The 3,921-nt window shown below is 52.6% G+C and carries 1 tRNA gene and 2 rRNA genes; all 3 read left to right on the top strand.

The features are described from left to right. Positions 1-529: 529 nt before the first annotated feature. Positions 530-3,327, top strand: a 23S ribosomal RNA gene (locus DMY87_RS23890). A 183-nt stretch (positions 3,328-3,510) separates the two neighbouring features. Beyond that, positions 3,511-3,625 (top strand): 5S ribosomal RNA (gene rrf / locus DMY87_RS23885). Between the two features lie 219 nt (positions 3,626-3,844). Further along, positions 3,845-3,921 (top strand) — tRNA-Met (locus DMY87_RS23880).

Genomic DNA, 3,921 nt, shown 5'->3' with positions numbered 1-3,921 from the left:
ATGCGAGGCGGATACCTTGTCTTTGAAGAAATAAAAGTTTGCACCTGGCGATACGCCTTGTGCCTGTTCTGCATACATTGTGAAGAGAAGATTGATCTGGAGGCTTCCAGGTATGGGTTTTACCCATGTCCGAGCCCTGTCCTGATGATCCTTGTGAAGGCCTAGCCGGCCGGAACCTGGGGAAGGATGGGAGGTAGGTAGGAAGCTTGTCGCTCTGGATCGTTCATTGTTGGCCCGTCTTCGGATGAGCCTCTGATGGAGCGATCGGATTATCGTTGCCTGACCGCGCGGTACCGGATTTAATCTCGAGAAGCTGGTCTTAAAGATCTGGCACAAGTGAGCTGCTCGGCGTAGCTCCAATAAAGTGACCGGATCGAACACGTCGATGGCATCTGAATGGTCTGGTTGTAAAAGGTAGCCGGACTGGTGAGATGGTAGGATTTAGGCAGTAGGCAATAGGTTTTAGGATCTATTGGCTAATGCCTATTGGCTATTGTCTTTCCTATGGATGAGCATTGGCAATGAGAACGATTAAGTGTCGTAAGGGCATTTGGTGGATGCCTTGGCATGCACAGGCGAAGAAGGACGTGATACGCTGCGAAAAGCCGTGGGGAGCTGCGAATGAGCTTTGATCCATGGATATCCGAATGGGGCAACCCACCTTAAATGCTTGGAGAATCCAAACTGATCGCGAGATCGGCTTGGGTTTCCAAGCATTGTGATAAGGTATCTAACCTTCGAATACATAGGGGTTAGAAGCGAACTCGGGGAACTGAAACATCTAAGTACCCGAAGGAAAGGACATCAACCGAGACTCCGCAAGTAGTGGCGAGCGAACGCGGACCAGGCCAGTGGCAATGTGGAATAAAGTGGAACGCTCTGGAAAGTGCGACCGTAGTGGGTGACAGTCCCGTACGCGTAGAACACACATTGTCCTTGAGTAAGGCGGGACACGTGAAATCCTGTCTGAACATGGGGAGACCACTCTCCAAGCCTAAGTACTCGTGCATGACCGATAGCGAACAAGTACCGTGAGGGAAAGGTGAAAAGCACCCCGACAAGGGGAGTGAAATAGAACCTGAAACCGGATGCCTACAAGCAGTCGGAGGGCGCAAGCCTGACGGCGTACCTTTTGTATAATGGGTCAACGACTTAGTGTAACTAGCAAGCTTAAGCCGGTAGGTGTAGGCGCAGCGAAAGCGAGTGTTAATAGCGCGTTCAGTTAGTTGCATTAGACCCGAAACCGAGTGATCTAGCCATGAGCAGGTTGAAGGTTGGGTAACACCAACTGGAGGACCGAACCCGCATCTGTTGCAATAGATTGGGATGACTTGTGGCTAGGGGTGAAAGGCCAATCAAACTCGGAAATAGCTGGTTCTCCGCGAAAACTATTTAGGTAGTGCGTCGATCGAATACCTCAGGGGGTAGAGCACTGGATGGGCTATGGGGACTCACCGTCTTACTGATCCTAACCAAACTCCGAATACCTGAGAGTACTAATCGGCAGACACACGGCGGGTGCTAACGTCCGTCGTGAAGAGGGCAACAACCCTGACCTCCAGCTAAGGTCCCCAAGTCATGGCTAAGTGGGAAAGGATGTGAGGATCCCAAAACAACCAGGATGTTGGCTTAGAAGCAGCCATCATTTAAAGAAAGCGTAACAGCTCACTGGTCTAAATAAGGGTCTTTGCGCCGAAAATGTAACGGGGCTAAAGCCATGCACCGAAGCTGAGGATGTATCGCAAGATACGTGGTAGCGGAGCGTTCCGTAAGCCTGTGAAGGGGTACCTGTGAGGGGCCCTGGAGGTATCGGAAGTGCGAATGTTGACATGAGTAACGATAAAGGGGGTGAGAGACCCCCTCGCCGAAAGACCAAGGGTTCCTGCTTAAAGTTAATCTGAGCAGGGTTAGCCGGCCCCTAAGGCGAGGCAGAAATGCGTAGTCGATGGGAACCACGTTAATATTCGTGGGCCTGGTGGTAGTGACGGATCACACAAATCGTACAGTCTTATTGGATTGATTGTGCGGTGGAGTGGTTCCAGGAAATAGCTCCACCCTATAGACCGTACCCGAAACCGACACAGGTGGTCAGGTAGAGTATACCAAGGCGCTTGAGAGAACTATGTTGAAGGAACTCGGCAAATTGCACGCGTAACTTCGGAAGAAGCGTGACCCCTTTATACGCAAGTATGATGGGGTGGCACAGACCAGGGGGTAGCGACTGTTTATCAAAAACACAGGGCTCTGCGAAGTCGCAAGACGACGTATAGGGTCTGACGCCTGCCCGGTGCTGGAAGGTTAAGAGGAGAGGTGCAAGCTTTGAATCGAAGCCCCAGTAAACGGCGGCCGTAACTATAACGGTCCTAAGGTAGCGAAATTCCTTGTCGGGTAAGTTCCGACCTGCACGAATGGCGTAACGACTTCCCCGCTGTCTCCAACATAGACTCAGTGAAATTGAATTCCCCGTGAAGATGCGGGGTTCCTGCGGTCAGACGGAAAGACCCCGTGCACCTTTACTATAGCTTTACACTGGCATTCGTGTCGGCATGTGTAGGATAGGTGGTAGGCTTTGAAGCAGGGACGCCAGTTTCTGTGGAGCCATCCTTGAAATACCACCCTTATCGTCATGGATGTCTAACCGCGGTCCGTCATCCGGATCCGGGACAGTGTATGGTGGGTAGTTTGACTGGGGCGGTCGCCTCCGAAAGAGTAACGGAGGCGCGCGATGGTGGGCTCAGACCGGTCGGAAATCGGTCGTCGAGTGCAATGGCATAAGCCCGCCTGACTGCGAGACTGACAAGTCGAGCAGAGACGAAAGTCGGTCATAGTGATCCGGTGGTCCCGTGTGGAAGGGCCATCGCTCAACGGATAAAAGGTACGCCGGGGATAACAGGCTGATGACCCCCAAGAGTCCATATCGACGGGGTTGTTTGGCACCTCGATGTCGGCTCATCGCATCCTGGGGCTGGAGCAGGTCCCAAGGGTTTGGCTGTTCGCCAATTAAAGCGGTACGTGAGCTGGGTTCAGAACGTCGTGAGACAGTTCGGTCCCTATCTGCCGTGGGTGTAGGAATATTGACAGGATCTGTCCCTAGTACGAGAGGACCGGGATGGACATATCTCTGGTGGACCTGTTGTCGTGCCAACGGCATAGCAGGGTAGCTATATATGGAAGGGATAACCGCTGAAGGCATCTAAGCGGGAAACCCACCTGAAAACGAGTATTCCCTATCAGGGCCGTGGAAGACGACCACGTTGATAGGACGGGTGTGGAAGCTCAGTAATGAGTGAAGCTTACCGTTACTAATAGCCCGATTGGCTTGATCGTTCTCATTGCTTGTGCTCATCTCGCGGCGAATGCAACGCATTCGTCCGCTGTGAGCAGCCAGTAGGAATTAGGCAGTAGGCAATAGCCTCATGCCAATTCCACGACGTGTTAAAAAAACTATTGGCTACTGCCTATTGGCTAAGTCCTAGTTACCAGCTTCTCAACAACATTGCCCTTAGCCGACCTGGTGGTCATGGCGGGGTGGCTGCACCCGTTCCCATTCCGAACACGGCCGTGAAACGCCCCAGCGCCAATGGTACTTCGTCTCAAGACGCGGGAGAGTAGGTCGCTGCCAGGTCTGCTAAAGGCAATGTTGTCGGGTTTTGCGAACGCAAAGCCACAATCTTCTCGTCACTCAGTCGGCCCTGCCGAAATCTTAGGGCCGCTAATCAAGCGGCCCTTTTGCTGTTTGGAATGCAGATAACTCCTACGGTATTTTGCCTGCGGCAAAAACCGGATTGAGACGCAAACTCAAGAGTTTGCTCTGTCGGTATTTGCTAAAGCAAATACCTGGTAACGCGGGGTGGAGCAGCCCGGTAGCTCGTCAGGCTCATAACCTGAAGGCCGCAGGTTCAAATCCTGCCCCCGCAACCA

The organism is Peteryoungia wuzhouensis, assembly GCF_003205195.1.
Classification (GTDB): domain Bacteria; phylum Pseudomonadota; class Alphaproteobacteria; order Rhizobiales; family Rhizobiaceae; genus Allorhizobium; species Allorhizobium wuzhouense.
The sequence above is the reverse complement of the archived record's forward strand: the minus strand, read 5'-3'. Positions and strand labels throughout refer to the sequence as shown.